Here is a 16031-nt window from a genome sequence, read left to right as displayed (position 1 = left end):
CTGTTACTCGCTCAGCATCTGCTCGAGCTGCTCCTGGGCATCCAGCCAGGCCATTTCGCACGCTTCCAGTCCGGCTTTGGCGCTGGCCTGCTGTTGCAGACACTCCGTCAGCTCGGCTTTGCGGCTCTGGTCGTAAAGTTCGCTGTCGCCCAGCTTCTCTTCCGCCAGCGCCAGCTGCGCGTTCAGTTTCTCCATCTCTTTTTCCAGACGGGCGATCTCTTTACGCAGCGGCTGGGTTTGTGTGCGCAGTTCGGCTTCCCGGCGCTTCTGGTCTTTACGCGCCTGTGCGCTGTTGACGTTCTCTTTTGGTGCATCGTCAGGTTGGTTTTCCTGCTTCTGCACATCGCTCAACCACTGCTGATAATCTTCCAGATCGCCATCGAACGGCTCGACCTTGCGGTCATGCACCAGATACAGATCGTCGGTCGTGGAGCGCAGCAAATGGCGGTCGTGCGAGACCACCACCAGTGCGCCTTCAAACTCAATCAACGCTTCGGTCAACGCCTGACGCATATCGAGATCAAGGTGGTTGGTTGGCTCATCGAGCAGCAGCAGGTTCGGACGCTGCCAGACGATCAGCGCCAGCACCAGTCGTGCTTTTTCGCCGCCGGAGAAACGGCGTGTCTCTTCGCTGACTTTATCACCCTGGAAGCCGAAACCGCCCAGATAGTCGCGCAGCTTTTGTTCGAGTTCCTGTGGCGCCAGTCGCACCAGATGCTGCAACGGCGACTCATCCGCCCGCAAATACTCAAGCTGGTGCTGGGCGAAGTAACCGAGCTTAATGCCTTTTGCCAGTCCGATTTCACCGCTGACGGGCGTCAGTTCACCCGCCAACAGTTTGATAAGCGTGGATTTACCCGCGCCGTTACGTCCCAGCAGGCCAATGCGCGAACCCGGCACCAGGTTCAGTTTGATGGAGTCCAGGATGATGCGGTCGCCATAACCGGCGCTCACTTTCTCCATCTTTAGCAGCGGGTTCGGCAGGCTCTCCGGCGCGCGAAAGCTAAAATGGAACGGGTTGTCGACATGCGCCGGGGCAATCAGCTCCATGCGTTCCAGCATCTTAATACGGCTCTGCGCCTGTTTTGCTTTCGTAGCTTTGGCGCGGAAGCGATCAATGTAGCTTTGCAGATGCGCCACGCGCTCCTGTTGGCTTTCGTACATTGCCTGCTGCTGGGCCAGACGCGTGGCTCGTTGAATTTCGAACGCGCTGTAGTTGCCGGTGTACTCGAACATGGTTTGCTGTTCGATATGAATGATTTTATCCACCACCGGATCGAGGAAATCACGGTCGTGGGAGATCAGAATCAGAGTGCCCTGATAGCTCTTCAACCATTTTTCCAGCCAGATAACCGCATCCAGATCGAGGTGGTTGGTCGGTTCATCGAGCAGGAGGAGATCGGAGCGACAGATCAACGCCTGGGCAAGGTTGAGACGCATACGCCAGCCGCCGGAAAAGTCGCTAACCGGACGTTGCAGTTGTTCATTGGAGAAACCGAGACCATGCAACAGGCTGGCGGCGCGAGAGCGCACGGTCCAGGCGTCGATGGCATCCAGCTTGCCGTGGACGGTGGCAATGGCGTGTCCATCGTTACGTTCGTTGGCGTCGTGCAACTGGGCTTCCAGTTGACGATATTCGCGGTCGCCGTCAATGACATATTCCAGCGCAGGTTGGGGCAAAGCAGGGGTTTCCTGATTTACCCACGCCAGTTGCCAGCTACCCGGGAAGGTAAAACCGCCAGCATCTGCGCTGATTTCATTTTTCAGCAATGCCAGCAGGGTAGATTTCCCGCAGCCGTTCTTACCCACCAGACCGACTTTCTGGCCCGGATTAATGGTGGCAGTGGCATTGTCCAGTAAGACGCGCACGCCGCGACGAATTTGTAACGAGGAGAAAACAATCATAAGGCGCCGTATGTTCAGACTATGTTAATTTATCATTATGATAATGTAAGGTGTGGGCCATTTTCCGCACCGGGCCGCAATGGTAGCCCAAAACGACGACTATACACAAAAACAGAAACAAAACCGGGAGGGGGATGATGTCTCAGCCAGCAAAGGTCTTGCTGCTGTATGCCCATCCGGAATCTCAGGACTCGGTGGCAAACCGGGTACTGCTTAAGCCGGCCACGCAGCTCAGCAACGTTACGGTGCACGATCTTTACGCGCACTATCCTGATTTTTTTATCGATATCCCGCATGAGCAGGCGTTACTGCGTGAGCATGACGTGATCGTGTTTCAGCATCCGCTGTACACCTATAGCTGTCCGGCGCTGCTGAAAGAGTGGCTGGATCGCGTGTTGAGCCGTGGCTTTGCCAGCGGCCCCGGGGGAAATCAGCTGGCAGGAAAGTACTGGCGGAGCGTGATCACCACCGGTGAACCGGAGAGTGCTTATCGCTATGACGCGCTGAATCGCTATCCAATGAGCGATGTGCTGCGGCCATTCGAACTGACGGCAGGGATGTGCCGGATGCACTGGCTGAGTCCCATTATTATCTATTGGGCCAGACGGCAAAGCGCGCAGGAGCTGGAAAGCCATGCAAAAGCGTATGGCGACTGGCTTGCCCATCCTGTTCCTGTGGGAGGCCGCTGATGGAAGGTTCCGATTTATTATTGGCAGGAGTGTTGTTTCTCTTCGCGGCGGTGGCTGCGGTGCCTCTGGCATCGCGGCTGGGTATTGGAGCGGTGCTGGGCTATTTGCTTGCGGGGATTGCCATTGGCCCGTGGGGACTGGGGTTTATCAGTGATGTGGATGAAATCCTCCACTTTTCTGAGCTGGGCGTCGTGTTTCTGATGTTTATCATCGGACTGGAGCTGAATCCGTCGAAACTCTGGCAGCTCCGGCGTTCTATCTTTGGCGTCGGGGCGGCGCAGGTTCTGCTTAGCGCGGCGTTGTTGGCCGGGTTGTTGATGTTGACTGATTTCTCATGGCAGGCGGCGGTTGTCGGTGGGATAGGCCTCGCGATGTCCTCTACCGCCATGGCGCTGCAACTGATGCGTGAAAAAGGGATGAACCGCAGCGAATCAGGGCAGTTGGGCTTTTCGGTTTTACTGTTCCAGGATCTGGCGGTGATCCCGGCATTAGCGCTGGTTCCCCTATTAGCCGGCTCGGCCGATGAAAACTTTGACTGGATGACGATCGGCATGAAGGTACTGGCGTTTGCCGGCATGCTGATTGGCGGACGCTATCTGCTGCGCCCGGTGTTCCGGTTTATTGCAGCGTCCGGCGTGCGCGAGGTGTTTACCGCCGCCACGTTACTGCTGGTGCTGGGATCGGCACTGTTTATGGATGCGCTAGGGCTGTCGATGGCGCTTGGTACATTTATCGCCGGGGTATTGTTAGCGGAAAGCGAATATCGACATGAGCTGGAAACCGCAATCGATCCGTTCAAAGGACTCCTGCTGGGCCTCTTCTTTATTTCGGTCGGGATGTCGCTCAATCTGGGCGTGCTGTACACCCATCTGCTGTGGGTCGTGGCAAGCGTAGCCGTGCTGGTGGCGGTCAAAACGCTGGTACTTTATCTGCTGGCGCGACTGTACGGTCTGCGCAGTTCTGAAAGAATGCAGTTTGCTGGCGTGTTGAGTCAGGGCGGAGAGTTCGCCTTTGTACTGTTTTCGACCGCGTCGTCGCAGCGGTTGTTTCAGGGCGATCAGATGGCGCTTCTGCTGGTGACCGTGACGTTGTCGATGATGACCACGCCGATGCTGATGAAGCTTATCGATAAATGGCTCTCTCACCAGCTTAACGGCCCGGATGAAGAAGATGAAATGCCGTGGGTTGAAGATGACAAGCCGCAGGTCATTGTGGTCGGCTTTGGCCGTTTTGGTCAGGTCATCGGTCGTTTACTAATGGCGAATAAGATGCGTATTACCGTGTTGGAGCGGGACATCAGTGCGGTGAATCTGATGCGTAAGTATGGCTATAAAGTCTATTACGGCGATGCGACGCAGGTGGATCTTCTGCGTTCTGCCGGCGCTGAGGCGGCAGAATCTATCGTTATTACCTGTAATGAACCGGAAGACACGATGAAGCTGGTGGAGATCTGCCAACAGCATTTTCCGCATTTGCATATTCTTGCGCGAGCGCGCGGACGCGTCGAGGCACATGAGTTATTACAGGCGGGGGTCGTGCAATTTTCCCGTGAGACCTTCTCCAGTGCGCTGGAGCTGGGGCGTAAAACGCTGGTGTCGTTGGGGATGCATCCTCATCAGGCACAGCGGGCGCAACTGCATTTCCGCCGACTGGATATGCGGATGCTGAGGGAACTCATTCCGATGCATGCCGACACGGTGCAGATCTCTCGCGCCAGAGAAGCCAGACGCGAGCTGGAGGAGATTTTCCAGCGCGAGATGCAACAAGAGCGACGCCAACTGGATGGCTGGGATGAATTCGAATAGAGGATAGGTATGGCAATCCGTAAACGTTTTATTGCAGGGGCGAAATGCCCTTCCTGCCAGGCACAGGATTCTCTGGCGATGTGGCGCGAGAATAATATCGATATTGTTGAATGTGTTAAGTGCGGGCATCAGATGCGTGAAGCAGATAAAGAAGCCCGCGATCACGTGCGCAAAGAAGAGCAAGTTATCGGGATCTTTCATCCAGACTAGCGATATGGCCCGAGATTTTTTAAGCTAAGGGGTACACAGGTGCAGATTTCCGCTACAATCTGCGCCAGCAATTTTCCCACGCTCAGGAGATATCATGAAAGTAGCAAAAGACCTGGTGGTCAGCCTGGCCTATCAGGTACGTACAGAAGACGGTGTGTTGGTTGATGAGTCTCCGGTGAGTGCGCCGCTGGACTACCTGCATGGTCACGGTTCCCTGATCTCTGGCCTGGAAACAGCGCTGGAAGGTCACGATGTTGGCGATAAATTTGATGTTGCTGTAGGCGCGAATGACGCTTACGGTCAGTACGACGAAAACCTGGTACAGCGCGTTCCTAAAGACGTCTTCATGGGCGTTGATGAACTGCAGGTTGGCATGCGTTTCCTGGCTGAAACTGACCAGGGTCCGGTACCGGTAGAAATTACCGAAGTGGAAGACGACCACGTTGTGGTTGATGGCAACCACATGCTGGCGGGTCAGAATCTGAAGTTCAACGTTGAAGTTGTGGCGATCCGCGAAGCGACCGAAGAAGAACTGGCTCATGGCCACGTTCATGGCGCGCACGGTCACGACCATGACCACGATCATGACGGCTGCTGCGGCGGTCACGGCCATGACCACGGTCATGAGCACGGTGGCGAAGGCTGCTGTGGTGGTGGCGGTAAAGGCAACGGCGGTTGCGGTTGCCACTAATTGGTCATAATGCCTGATGGCGCTACGCTTATCAGGCCTACGGGTTCATTGGGATGTGTAGGCCGGATAAGGCGCTTGCGCCGCCATCCGGCAATGAGCCACAAAAAAGCGGGTGAATCCCGCTTTTTTTACGTCTCAATAATGAGGTGGTGGTGTCTCTTCGGCCTGGGAGGCGATGTTGGAAGGCTGGCTCGCCTTGAGTTTCTCCGTCAGAAGTCGCAGATGATCGCGCAATTTGGCCATTTCCATCTCGTGTGCGGTTACCGTTACGTTGAGCTCTTCAATGGTGATTTCCTGAAAAGCCAGCCGACTTTCCAGCTCGGCAAGTCGGGTTTCCATCGTTGTATCCTGCATGATTCACCTCATCGATTGTCTCTGGTCGCGGCGGATTCTACTTAACTTTATCCGAATGCACAGCCCTGATTCCTTCTCATCGAAACTAATTTAAACAAAAAGAGTCTCAAAAGAAGCGATTATCAGGTATGTCTGTATGTTGATTTGTTCGACAACGCTTTATAGTACGCTTCTCATAGAAAAGTTAACCATGGGGTGAGATGCCCCGGCCCTGGAGATATGGATGAAATCACTGTTTAAAGTCACTCTGCTGGCGACCACGATGGCCGTTGCTCTGCACGCCCCGATCACCTTCGCAGCTGAAGCCGCAAAACCGGCCGCCGCTGCTGACAGCAAAGCCGCGTTCAAAAATGACGACCAGAAATCGGCTTATGCACTGGGCGCATCGCTGGGTCGCTATATGGAAAACTCCCTGAAAGAGCAGGAAAAGCTGGGCATCAAACTGGACAAAGATCAGCTGATCGCCGGTGTTCAGGATGCATTTGCTGATAAGAGCAAACTGTCTGACCAGGAAATTGAGCAGACTCTGCAAGCATTTGAAGCACGCGTAAAAGCCTCCGCTCAGGCGAAGATGGAAAAAGACGCGGCTGACAACGAAACCAAAGGCAAAGCGTTCCGCACCGCGTTTGCGAAAGAGAAAGATGTGAAGACCTCTTCAACTGGCCTGCTCTACAAAGTTGAGAAAGCCGGTACGGGCGAAGCACCGAAAGACAGCGACACGGTAGTGGTGAACTACAAAGGGACGCTGATCGATGGTAAAGAGTTTGATAACTCCTATACCCGTGGCGAACCGCTCTCTTTCCGTCTGGACGGTGTGATCCCTGGCTGGACTGAAGGTCTGAAGAACATTAAGAAAGGCGGGAAGATCAAGATGGTCATCCCACCAGAGCTGGCTTACGGTAAAACCGGCGTTCCGGGGATCCCGGCTAACTCCACGCTGGTATTCGACGTAGAGCTGTTGGATATCAAGCCAGCACCGAAGGCTGATGACAAGCCGGAAGCAGCAGAAGCTGATGCAAAAGCTGCTGATGCAGCTAAAAAATAAAAACTGAGAACCGCCGCCGAACAGAGCGGCGGTTTTTTTATGCCAGCCAGATACATACACAATAATCATTCAAGTTGCATCAAGGCGGTAAGGGTGTGAATCCTCTGGAGCGTACATAAGTACGTGACTGGGGTGAACGAGCGCAACCAACGCAGAGGCAGCCTGAAGGATGACGTGTATAATTAATAGTGGAAAGTGGAAGCCCCTCTGTATTAATTTAACCATCCACGAAATTAATGAGCCTGCCCTGAAAACATAACGACAGGCTCCTGAAAAGGAGTGTTTTTTTTCATGTCCAGGTCGCTTTTAACCAACGAAACCAGTGAGCTCGACTTACTGGATCAACGTCCTTTCGATCAAACCGACTTTGATATTCTGAAATCCTACGAAGCGGTGGTGGACGGGTTAGCGATGCTCATTGGTTCTCACTGTGAAATCGTATTGCACTCTTTGCAGGATTTGAAGTGTTCCGCCATTCGCATTGCCAATGGTGAACATACGGGGCGTAAAATCGGTTCGCCGATTACTGACCTTGCGTTGCGGATGCTGCATGATATGACTGGTGCAGATAGCAGCGTTTCCAAATGCTATTTTACCCGTGCGAAAAGCGGCGTTCTGATGAAGTCAGTGACGATTGCCATTCGCAATCGCGAGCATCGCGTGATTGGTCTGCTGTGCATCAACATGAACCTTGATGTCCCGTTCTCGCAGATCATGAATACCTTTATTCCCCCGGAGACCCCGGAAGTGGGATCGTCTGTTAACTTTGCCTCTTCTGTCGAAGACCTTGTGACGCAGACGCTGGAGTTCACCATTGAAGAGGTGAACGCCGATCGTAATGTCTCCAACAATGCCAAAAACCGCCAGATCGTTCTGAATCTGTATGAGAAAGGCATCTTCGATATTAAGGATGCGATCAACCAGGTTGCCGATCGTCTGAATATTTCCAAGCACACCGTGTACCTTTATATTCGCCAGTTCAAAAGTGGTGACTTCCAGGGGCAGGATAAGTAATGCGTTTTGCCATTGTGGTTACCGGTCCAGCGTATGGTACCCAGCAGGCGAGCAGTGCATTGCAGTTTGCTCAGGCGCTGATTGAAGAAGGCCATACGTTAAGTAGCGTCTTTTTCTATCGAGAAGGGGTATATAACGCCAACCAACTGACCTCTCCGGCCAGTGATGAATTTGATCTGGTCCGGGCCTGGCAACAAATGAATACACAGCATGGCGTTGAGCTGAACATCTGTGTGGCGGCGGCACTGCGTCGCGGCGTGGTTGATGAAACTGAGGCGGGTAGACTTGGGCTGGCGTCGGCTAATCTGCAATCGGGTTTTACTCTCAGCGGACTGGGCGCGCTTGCGCAAGCCTCACTGACCTGCGATCGCGTGGTGCAGTTCTGATGAAACGTATTGCTTTTGTCTTTTCCACAATGCCGCACGGTAGCGCATCTGGCCGTGAAGGGCTGGACGCATTGCTGGCTACCTCGGCGTTAACCGAAGACCCTGGCGTCTTCTTTATTAGTGATGGTGTCTTTCAGATCCTGCAGGGACAACAGCCGAATATCATTCTGGCGCGTGACTATATTGCGACCTTCAAATTACTGGGGTTGTACGATATCGAACAATGCTGGTTATGCGCCGCTTCTCTGCGCGAACGGGGACTCGGGGAGGGCGTTAGTTTTGTCGTTGATGCGACACCGCTGGAGCCTGACGCGCTGCGTCGTGAATTGGGCAACTACGATGTCATCCTGAGGTTCTGAGGTTCTCATGCTGCATACTTTACACCGCTCCGCGTGGTGCTCTGATTTCTCTGCTATCTTGCGTCTGCTCGCAGAAGGCGATGAACTTTTATTGCTCCAGGACGGCGTCACCGCCGCAGTAGAAGGCAGTCGCTTCCTTGAAAGCCTGCAAAACGCCCCCATAACGGTATACGCACTGAAAGAAGACATTGAAGCTCGCGGTTTGGGTGGTCAAATTTCAGACAGTGTCGTCAGGGTTGACTATACTGACTTCGTCAGACTTACGGTTAAGCACACCAGCCAGATGGCCTGGTGATTGTGTGATCGTTGTATATTTCTTGACACCTTTTCGACACCGCCCTAAAATTCGGCGTCCTCATATTGTATGAGGTCGTTTTATTACGTGTTTACGAAGCAAAAGCTAAAACCAGGAGCTATTTAATGGCAACAGTTAACCAGCTGGTACGCAAACCACGCGCTCGCAAAGTTGCAAAAAGCAACGTGCCTGCGCTGGAAGCATGCCCGCAAAAACGTGGTGTATGTACTCGTGTATATACTACCACTCCTAAAAAACCGAACTCCGCACTGCGTAAAGTATGCCGTGTTCGTCTGACTAACGGTTTCGAAGTGACTTCCTACATCGGTGGTGAAGGTCACAACCTGCAGGAGCACTCCGTGATCCTGATCCGTGGCGGTCGTGTTAAAGACCTCCCGGGTGTTCGTTACCACACCGTACGCGGTGCGCTTGACTGCTCCGGCGTTAAAGACCGTAAGCAAGCTCGCTCCAAGTATGGCGTGAAGCGTCCTAAGGCTTAATGGTTCTCCGTTAAGTAAGGCCAAACGTTTTAACTTAAATGTCAAACTAAACTCGTAGAGTTTTGGACAATCCTGAATTAACAACGGAGTATTTCCATGCCACGTCGTCGCGTCATTGGTCAGCGTAAAATTCTGCCGGATCCGAAGTTCGGATCAGAACTGCTGGCTAAATTTGTAAATATCCTGATGGTAGATGGTAAAAAATCTACTGCCGAAACAATCGTATACAGCGCGCTGGAGACCCTGGCTCAGCGTTCTGGTAAATCTGAACTGGAAGCTTTCGAAGTAGCTCTCGAAAACGTGCGCCCGACTGTTGAAGTTAAGTCTCGCCGCGTTGGTGGTTCTACTTATCAGGTACCAGTTGAAGTCCGTCCGGTTCGTCGTAATGCCCTGGCAATGCGTTGGATCGTTGAAGCTGCTCGTAAACGCGGTGATAAATCCATGGCTCTGCGCCTGGCGAACGAACTTTCTGATGCTGCAGACAACAAAGGTACTGCAGTTAAGAAACGTGAAGACGTTCACCGTATGGCAGAAGCCAACAAGGCGTTCGCACACTACCGTTGGTAATCCCTTCGGAGTTTTAGTCACCAGGCGGGCGCTTCCAGTAAGCAGCCCGCTTTGGGCTACTTAAATTGAACGCCTAAAAGATAAACGAGGAATCAAATGGCTCGTACAACACCCATCGCACGCTACCGTAACATCGGTATCAGTGCGCACATCGACGCCGGTAAAACCACTACTACCGAACGTATTCTGTTCTACACCGGTGTAAACCATAAAATCGGTGAAGTTCATGACGGCGCGGCCACCATGGACTGGATGGAGCAGGAGCAGGAACGTGGTATTACTATCACTTCCGCAGCGACTACTGCATTCTGGTCTGGTATGGCTAAGCAGTATGAACCGCATCGCGTAAATATCATCGACACCCCGGGGCACGTTGACTTCACAATCGAAGTAGAACGTTCCATGCGTGTTCTTGATGGTGCGGTAATGGTTTACTGCGCAGTTGGTGGTGTTCAGCCGCAGTCTGAAACCGTATGGCGTCAGGCAAACAAATATAAAGTTCCGCGCATTGCGTTCGTTAACAAAATGGACCGTATGGGTGCGAACTTCCTGAAAGTTGTTGGTCAGATCAAAACCCGTCTGGGCGCGAACCCTGTTCCGCTGCAGCTGGCAATTGGCGCTGAAGAAGCGTTCACCGGTGTTGTTGACCTGGTGAAAATGAAAGCCATCAACTGGAACGAAGCAGATGCAGGCGTTACCTTCACTTACGAAGATATCCCGGCTGACATGCAGGAACTGGCTGAAGAATGGCACCAGAACCTGATCGAGTCCGCTGCGGAAGCTTCTGAAGAGCTGATGGAGAAATACCTGGGTGGTGAAGAACTGACTGAAGAAGAGATCAAAAAAGCTCTGCGTCAGCGTGTTCTGAACAACGAAATCATCCTGGTAACCTGTGGTTCTGCATTTAAGAACAAAGGTGTTCAGGCGATGCTGGATGCGGTAATTGATTACCTGCCATCCCCGGTTGACGTACCTGCGATCAACGGTATCCTGGACGACGGTAAGGATACACCTGCTGAGCGTCACGCTAGCGACGAAGAGCCTTTCTCTGCACTGGCATTCAAAATCGCTACCGACCCGTTCGTAGGTAACCTGACCTTCTTCCGTGTGTATTCCGGTGTGGTTAATTCTGGTGATACTGTACTGAACTCCGTGAAAGCTGCACGTGAGCGTTTCGGTCGTATCGTTCAGATGCACGCTAACAAGCGTGAAGAGATCAAAGAAGTTCGCGCGGGCGACATCGCTGCTGCAATCGGTCTGAAAGACGTAACCACTGGTGACACATTGTGTGACCCGGATGCGCCGATCATTCTGGAGCGTATGGAGTTCCCTGAGCCGGTAATCTCTATCGCCGTAGAACCGAAAACCAAAGCTGACCAGGAAAAAATGGGTCTGGCTCTGGGCCGTCTGGCTAAAGAAGACCCGTCATTCCGCGTATGGACTGACGAAGAATCTAACCAGACCATTATCGCCGGTATGGGTGAACTGCACCTCGATATCATCGTTGACCGTATGAAGCGTGAATTCAACGTTGAAGCGAATGTGGGTAAACCTCAGGTTGCTTACCGCGAAGCGATTCGTGCGAAAGTTACCGATATCGAAGGTAAACACGCCAAACAGTCTGGTGGTCGCGGTCAGTATGGTCATGTTGTTATCGACATGTACCCGCTGGAGCCGGGTTCTAACCCGAAAGGCTACGAGTTCATCAACGACATTAAAGGTGGTGTAATCCCTGGCGAATACATCCCGGCCGTTGATAAAGGTATCCAGGAGCAGCTGAAAGCCGGTCCGCTGGCAGGTTACCCGGTTGTTGATATGGGTGTTCGTCTGCACTTCGGTTCTTACCATGACGTTGACTCCTCTGAACTGGCGTTTAAACTGGCTGCGTCTATTGCCTTTAAAGAAGGCTTTAAGAAAGCTAAACCAGTTCTGCTTGAGCCAATCATGAAGGTTGAGGTAGAAACGCCGGAAGAAAATACCGGTGATGTTATCGGTGACTTGAGCCGTCGTCGCGGTATGCTGCGCGGTCAGGAATCCGAAGTCACTGGCGTTAAGATCCACGCTGAAGTTCCGCTGTCTGAAATGTTCGGATATGCAACTCAGCTGCGTTCTCTGACCAAAGGTCGCGCATCGTATACTATGGAATTCCTGAAGTATGATGATGCACCGAACAACGTTGCTCAGGCCGTAATCGAAGCCCGTGGTAAATAATCCACAGGATTAAAACCTAAGTCCCGTGCTCTCTCCATAAGGGGAGAGCGCTATAGTAAGGAATATAGCCGTGTCTAAAGAAAAATTTGAACGTACAAAACCGCACGTTAACGTCGGCACCATCGGCCACGTTGACCACGGTAAAACTACCCTGACTGCTGCCATCACTACCGTACTGGCTAAAACCTACGGCGGTGCTGCTCGCGCATTCGATCAGATCGATAACGCGCCGGAAGAAAAAGCTCGTGGTATCACCATCAACACTTCTCACGTTGAATATGACACCCCGACTCGCCACTACGCGCACGTAGACTGCCCGGGCCACGCCGACTATGTTAAAAACATGATCACCGGTGCTGCGCAGATGGACGGCGCGATCCTGGTTGTTGCTGCGACTGACGGCCCGATGCCGCAGACTCGTGAGCACATCCTGCTGGGTCGTCAGGTAGGCGTTCCGTACATCATCGTGTTCCTGAACAAATGCGACATGGTTGATGACGAAGAGCTGCTGGAACTGGTAGAGATGGAAGTTCGTGAACTGCTGTCTCAGTACGATTTCCCGGGCGACGACACGCCGATCGTTCGTGGTTCTGCTCTGAAAGCGCTGGAAGGCGAAGCAGAGTGGGAAGCGAAAATCATCGAACTGGCAGGCTTCCTGGATTCTTACATCCCGGAACCAGAGCGTGCGATTGACAAGCCGTTCCTGCTGCCGATCGAAGACGTATTCTCCATCTCTGGTCGTGGTACCGTTGTTACCGGTCGTGTAGAGCGCGGTATCATCAAAGTGGGCGAAGAAGTTGAAATCGTTGGTATCAAAGAGACTGCCAAGTCTACCTGTACTGGCGTTGAAATGTTCCGCAAACTGCTGGACGAAGGCCGTGCTGGTGAGAACGTAGGTGTTCTGCTGCGTGGTATCAAACGTGAAGAAATCGAACGTGGTCAGGTACTGGCTAAGCCGGGTTCCATCAAGCCGCACACCAAGTTCGAATCTGAAGTGTACATTCTGTCCAAAGACGAAGGCGGCCGTCATACTCCGTTCTTCAAAGGCTACCGTCCGCAGTTCTACTTCCGTACAACTGACGTGACTGGCACCATCGAACTGCCGGAAGGTGTTGAGATGGTTATGCCGGGCGACAACATCAAAATGGTTGTTACCCTGATCCACCCGATCGCGATGGACGACGGTCTGCGTTTCGCAATCCGTGAAGGCGGCCGTACTGTTGGTGCGGGCGTTGTTGCTAAAGTAATGAGCTAATTATTACTCATTAGTTTTGCACTTAAAAAGGGCGCTTCGGCGCCCTTTTTGCTACCTGTGATTCGGCTGTCACATTTATTCGCAATTTTTACCCGGTTCCCGTTACGTAGAGAGAATTGTGCTATTGTAATCATAACTATTCTCATTTACACTTTGCGCAGAAATTGAACGGGAGCGATCATGTACGTTTGTTTGTGTAATGGTGTGAGTGATAAAAAAATTCGCCAGGCAGTACGTCAGTTTCATCCTCAATCCTTTCAACAGTTACGCAAGTTTATTCCTGTGGGAAATCAATGCGGTAAATGCGTTCGGGCAGCACGCGAAGTGATGCAGGATGAGTTAATGCAAATGCCAGAATTTAAAGAGATCGCCTGAGTCACACTCTTTTTTTTGACATCCCTGTAGCCCCATCTATGCTCTGGAGAGTGGAAGCGGAGGGACTATAAAATGAAAGGTGATGTTAAAATCATAAATTATCTCAATAAACTATTGGGAAATGAGCTTGTCGCGATCAACCAGTATTTTCTCCATGCACGTATGTTCAAAAATTGGGGGCTGACGCGCCTCAATGACGTCGAATACCATGAATCCATCGATGAAATGAAACACGCTGATAAATATATTGAGCGTATTTTGTTCCTGGAAGGGATTCCGAACCTACAGGATCTCGGTAAGTTGGGGATTGGCGAAGACGTTGAAGAGATGCTGCAGTCCGATCTCCGATTAGAACTTGAAGGGGCGAAAAACTTACGTGAAGCGATCGCCTATGCTGACACCGTCCATGATTATGTCAGTCGGGATATGATGATCGAAATCCTCGCGGATGAAGAAGGCCATATCGACTGGCTGGAGACAGAACTGGATCTCATTTCGAAAATAGGCCTGCAGAATTACCTGCAGTCGCAAATTAAAGTGACCAGTTAATCGCTTCAGAAGTGAAACGGTAACATCCGGTGATGAAACCCGCAGCCGCCAGAAATGGCCCAAAAGGCAGCGGGTTTTTTAATGCCGACTTTCCATAAACAATCCCCAATGCCGCGATACCAGAACACGCCAGTAGTGCAGCCCAACAAACTAAAAAGGGTAAAGACATCCACCCATGCCAGGCTCCCAGCGCAGCAAGGAATTTCACATCACCATAGCCGAGCCCTTCTCTTCTGCGGACAAGCCAATAGCTCCAGTAGATAAAGGCAAAACTGGCATACCCAGCGATGGCACCCCATACGGCATCTGCAAGTTGCGTCGGGATGATACACAAGTGAAAGAGGAATCCGCCCCACAGCAACGGACAGGTAAACCGGTCCGGAAGTTGTCCGCGACGCACATCGCAGAAGCTAAGAAACAAAGACAATGTGGTGTACAGCAGCAGAAAGGGCAGGGCGATGGCCATCATCTATCCTCCATTAATCATGTCGCCACTTTAAAGAAGGCTGAAAATGGAGCAAGCTGCCGTTATGAGTCTTGCGAGCGACTTTCCTGCGCAATTGCCGCGTTTCATTCGCTGCATTAAATCCTGGAACCCTGTTCGCATTCCGGACGAAGTGATTAATATCTACGCGACACTTGCTTCAGTCTGATATTTGCGTATAATGCGCGGGCTTGTCTTAATCGACGGCAGGTTCGATTTGAACCTCGGATAGCCGATTTGGCTATCTAACAATGCTCCCAATCGGGGGGCTACGTAAGAACGGTTACACTCTCCCATCAATCGTAATGGGTCTGAGGAGTAATCATTTTCGTTTATAAAATAATTGGAGCTCTGGTCTCATGCAGAACCAAAGAATCCGTATCCGCCTTAAAGCGTTTGATCATCGTCTGATCGATCAATCAACCGCGGAAATCGTCGAGACTGCCAAGCGCACTGGTGCGCAGGTTCGCGGTCCGATCCCGCTGCCGACCCGCAAAGAGCGCTTCACTGTTCTGATCTCTCCGCACGTTAACAAAGACGCGCGCGATCAGTACGAAATCCGCACTCACAAGCGTCTGGTTGACATCGTTGAGCCAACCGAGAAAACCGTTGATGCTCTGATGCGTCTGGACCTGGCTGCCGGTGTAGACGTGCAGATCAGCCTGGGTTAATCAGGTCATCGAGCGATTGAGAGGTTGATACAATGATTGGTTTAGTCGGTAAAAAAGTGGGTATGACCCGCATCTTCACTGAAGATGGCGTATCTATCCCAGTAACCGTAATCGAAGTTGAAGCAAACCGTGTTACTCAGGTTAAAGACCTGGCTAACGATGGCTATCGTGCTGTTCAGGTTACCACTGGTGCTAAAAAAGCTAACCGTGTAACTAAGCCGGAAGCTGGCCATTTCGCTAAAGCTGGCGTTGAAGCTGGCCGCGGCCTGTGGGAGTTCCGTCTGGCTGAAGGTGAAGAATTCACCGTTGGTCAGAGCATTAGCGTAGAACTGTTTGCTGAAGTTAAAAAAGTTGACGTAACCGGCACCTCTAAAGGTAAAGGTTTCGCTGGTACCGTTAAGCGCTGGAACTTCCGTACCCAGGACGCGACCCACGGTAACTCCTTGTCTCACCGTGTTCCGGGTTCTATCGGTCAGAACCAGACTCCGGGCAAAGTGTTCAAAGGCAAGAAGATGGCAGGTCAGCTGGGTAACGAACGTGTAACCGTTCAGAGCCTGGACGTAGTACGTGTTGACGCTGAGCGCAACCTGCTGCTGGTTAAAGGTGCTGTCCCGGGTGCAACCGGCAGCGACCTGATCGTTAAACCAGCTGTGAAGGCGTAAGGGG

At 52.1% G+C, this 16031-nt stretch carries 20 protein-coding genes; 17 read left to right on the top strand and 3 right to left on the bottom strand.

The window, feature by feature from the left end:
* Window positions 1–3 precede the first annotated feature (3 nt).
* Window positions 4–1905, bottom strand: coding sequence for an ABC transporter ATP-binding protein (locus I6L53_RS20830; RefSeq protein WP_042322813.1), 1902 nt, complete (start codon window positions 1903–1905; stop codon window positions 4–6).
* 137 nt (window positions 1906–2042) lie between these two features.
* Here I6L53_RS20830 and kefG point away from each other — a divergent pair, with 137 nt between their 5' ends.
* The 4 genes from kefG (at window position 2043) to slyD (ending at window position 5300) form a co-directional block, all read left to right on the top strand.
* Window positions 2043–2594 (top strand): glutathione-regulated potassium-efflux system ancillary protein KefG, encoded by a 552-nt coding sequence (kefG, locus tag I6L53_RS20825; RefSeq protein ID WP_042322810.1) that lies wholly within the window; start codon window positions 2043–2045, stop codon window positions 2592–2594.
* Complete coding sequence (gene kefB, locus I6L53_RS20820) at window positions 2594–4399, top strand: glutathione-regulated potassium-efflux system protein KefB (RefSeq protein WP_042322808.1); 1806 nt, start codon at window positions 2594–2596, stop codon at window positions 4397–4399. Before kefG ends, kefB begins: the two co-directional genes overlap by 1 nt.
* Before the next feature lie 9 nt (window positions 4400–4408).
* Window positions 4409–4609, top strand: coding sequence for a YheV family putative zinc ribbon protein (locus tag I6L53_RS20815; RefSeq protein WP_042322806.1), 201 nt, complete (start codon window positions 4409–4411; stop codon window positions 4607–4609).
* Between the two features lie 94 nt (window positions 4610–4703).
* Window positions 4704–5300: a peptidylprolyl isomerase gene (slyD, locus tag I6L53_RS20810; RefSeq protein WP_042322804.1), complete on the top strand. Its 597-nt coding sequence runs from the start codon at window positions 4704–4706 to the stop codon at window positions 5298–5300.
* 135 nt (window positions 5301–5435) lie between these two features.
* On the opposite strand, the gene I6L53_RS20805 is transcribed toward slyD, so the two are convergent.
* On the bottom strand, window positions 5436–5654 hold the full coding sequence (locus I6L53_RS20805; protein WP_042322802.1) for a protein SlyX: 219 nt from the start codon (window positions 5652–5654) through the stop codon (window positions 5436–5438).
* Window positions 5655–5877: 223 nt separating this feature from the next.
* Here I6L53_RS20805 and fkpA point away from each other — a divergent pair, with 223 nt between their 5' ends.
* The 11 genes from fkpA to bfr all read left to right on the top strand — a co-directional run bounded on the left by fkpA (window position 5878) and on the right by bfr (window position 14210).
* The gene (gene fkpA, locus I6L53_RS20800) at window positions 5878–6699 is read left to right on the top strand and encodes an FKBP-type peptidyl-prolyl cis-trans isomerase (protein WP_042322800.1); all 822 of its coding nucleotides are present in this window, start codon (window positions 5878–5880) and stop codon (window positions 6697–6699) included.
* Window positions 6700–6990: 291 nt separating this feature from the next.
* Entirely contained in the window at window positions 6991–7713 is a 723-nt protein-coding gene (locus tag I6L53_RS20795; protein ID WP_042286247.1) for a helix-turn-helix transcriptional regulator, read from the top strand.
* Window positions 7713–8099, top strand: coding sequence for a sulfurtransferase complex subunit TusD (gene tusD / locus I6L53_RS20790; RefSeq protein ID WP_042322798.1), 387 nt, complete (start codon window positions 7713–7715; stop codon window positions 8097–8099). The genes I6L53_RS20795 and tusD overlap by 1 nt, the downstream gene beginning before the upstream one ends.
* Window positions 8099–8458 (top strand): sulfurtransferase complex subunit TusC, encoded by a 360-nt coding sequence (gene tusC, locus I6L53_RS20785; RefSeq protein ID WP_042322795.1) that lies wholly within the window; start codon window positions 8099–8101, stop codon window positions 8456–8458. The genes tusD and tusC overlap by 1 nt, the downstream gene beginning before the upstream one ends.
* Before the next feature lie 7 nt (window positions 8459–8465).
* The gene (tusB, locus tag I6L53_RS20780) at window positions 8466–8753 is read left to right on the top strand and encodes a sulfurtransferase complex subunit TusB (RefSeq protein WP_042322794.1); all 288 of its coding nucleotides are present in this window, start codon (window positions 8466–8468) and stop codon (window positions 8751–8753) included.
* Between the two features lie 125 nt (window positions 8754–8878).
* Window positions 8879–9253, top strand: coding sequence for a 30S ribosomal protein S12 (gene rpsL, locus I6L53_RS20775; RefSeq protein ID WP_000246815.1), 375 nt, complete (start codon window positions 8879–8881; stop codon window positions 9251–9253).
* A 96-nt stretch (window positions 9254–9349) separates the two neighbouring features.
* Window positions 9350–9820 (top strand): 30S ribosomal protein S7, encoded by a 471-nt coding sequence (gene rpsG / locus I6L53_RS20770; protein ID WP_042322792.1) that lies wholly within the window; start codon window positions 9350–9352, stop codon window positions 9818–9820.
* Window positions 9821–9916: 96 nt separating this feature from the next.
* Window positions 9917–12031, top strand: a complete 2115-nt coding sequence (gene fusA, locus I6L53_RS20765) for an elongation factor G (protein ID WP_042322790.1) — start codon at window positions 9917–9919, stop codon at window positions 12029–12031.
* 70 nt (window positions 12032–12101) lie between these two features.
* Window positions 12102–13286, top strand: coding sequence for an elongation factor Tu (gene tuf / locus I6L53_RS20760; protein ID WP_003031109.1), 1185 nt, complete (start codon window positions 12102–12104; stop codon window positions 13284–13286).
* A 180-nt stretch (window positions 13287–13466) separates the two neighbouring features.
* Window positions 13467–13661: a bacterioferritin-associated ferredoxin gene (bfd, locus tag I6L53_RS20755; RefSeq protein WP_012135433.1), complete on the top strand. Its 195-nt coding sequence runs from the start codon at window positions 13467–13469 to the stop codon at window positions 13659–13661.
* A gap of 72 nt (window positions 13662–13733) precedes the next feature.
* Complete coding sequence (gene bfr / locus I6L53_RS20750; RefSeq protein WP_042326254.1) at window positions 13734–14210, top strand: bacterioferritin; 477 nt, start codon at window positions 13734–13736, stop codon at window positions 14208–14210.
* Here bfr and I6L53_RS20745 read toward each other — a convergent pair.
* Window positions 14194–14676: a prepilin peptidase gene (locus tag I6L53_RS20745; RefSeq protein WP_042326286.1), complete on the bottom strand. Its 483-nt coding sequence runs from the start codon at window positions 14674–14676 to the stop codon at window positions 14194–14196. The genes bfr and I6L53_RS20745 overlap by 17 nt on opposite strands.
* 377 nt (window positions 14677–15053) lie before the next feature.
* Between I6L53_RS20745 and rpsJ the strand changes: the two genes are divergently transcribed.
* Together rpsJ and rplC are read left to right on the top strand one after the other, a co-directional pair.
* Window positions 15054–15365 (top strand): 30S ribosomal protein S10, encoded by a 312-nt coding sequence (gene rpsJ, locus I6L53_RS20740; RefSeq protein WP_001181005.1) that lies wholly within the window; start codon window positions 15054–15056, stop codon window positions 15363–15365.
* Window positions 15366–15397: 32 nt separating this feature from the next.
* The gene (gene rplC / locus I6L53_RS20735) at window positions 15398–16027 is read left to right on the top strand and encodes a 50S ribosomal protein L3 (RefSeq protein WP_042326256.1); all 630 of its coding nucleotides are present in this window, start codon (window positions 15398–15400) and stop codon (window positions 16025–16027) included.
* Window positions 16028–16031: the final 4 nt, after the last annotated feature.

The organism is Citrobacter farmeri, assembly GCF_019048065.1.
In the GTDB taxonomy this organism is placed as follows: domain Bacteria; phylum Pseudomonadota; class Gammaproteobacteria; order Enterobacterales; family Enterobacteriaceae; genus Citrobacter_A; species Citrobacter_A farmeri.
This window is presented reverse-complemented; position numbering and strand designations above follow the sequence as displayed.